At 46.4% G+C, this 707-nt stretch carries 1 protein-coding gene; it reads left to right on the plus strand.

The features are described from left to right. A partial coding sequence (locus ACP45E_RS20480) for a phosphopantetheine-binding protein (RefSeq protein WP_141707458.1) occupies positions 1 to 707 on the plus strand: 707 nt, incomplete at both ends.

Consider the following 707-nt stretch of genomic DNA (forward strand, 5'->3'; position numbering starts at 1 on the left):
CGCTAAAACGCAGGTAGCGCCACAAGTTGCTCCTGTTACAACACAAGCTGATCAAACCGTCGCACAAGCACCTAAACCTTCAGTTCCAGTTGTTCAACAACAAGCTCCTCAAGCAATGGCAGCCAAGACTTCAGCACCTGCAATCGTTGCAGAAGCGACTAAAGCTCCGGTAACAAGTGCACCCGTTGCTTCAACTCAAGGAGTTTCGACGGAAGTGCAATCGGCGGATGCAGAAAAAGTCATGTTGGCAGTGGTTGCAGAGAAGACGGGTTATCCAACCGAGATGTTAGATCTTGATATGGATATGGAAGCAGATCTTGGTATTGACTCAATCAAACGTGTTGAAATACTTGGTACTGTTCAAGATGAAATGCCAAACCTTCCTGAGCTTAACCCTGAAGATTTAGCCGAGTGCCGCACGCTTGGTGAGATTGTTGCTTATATGAACACCAAGATGCCTTCTGGCGGTTCAGTGTCAACGAGCGATCCAGTTTCAACTGCTCCGGTTTCAAATGGTCTAGACGCAGCACGTGTTCAAAAAACAATGTTAGACGTGGTTGCTGAGAAAACCGGTTACCCAACAGAAATGCTTGATCTAGAAATGGACATGGAAGCGGACCTTGGTATTGATTCAATCAAACGTGTTGAAATTCTAGGCACAGTACAAGATGAACTGCCTACGTTGCCAGAGCTTAACCCTGAAGATC

Origin of the sequence: Vibrio genomosp. F10 str. 9ZD137 (assembly GCF_049974785.1) — a bacterium.
Lineage (GTDB): Bacteria > Pseudomonadota > Gammaproteobacteria > Enterobacterales > Vibrionaceae > Vibrio.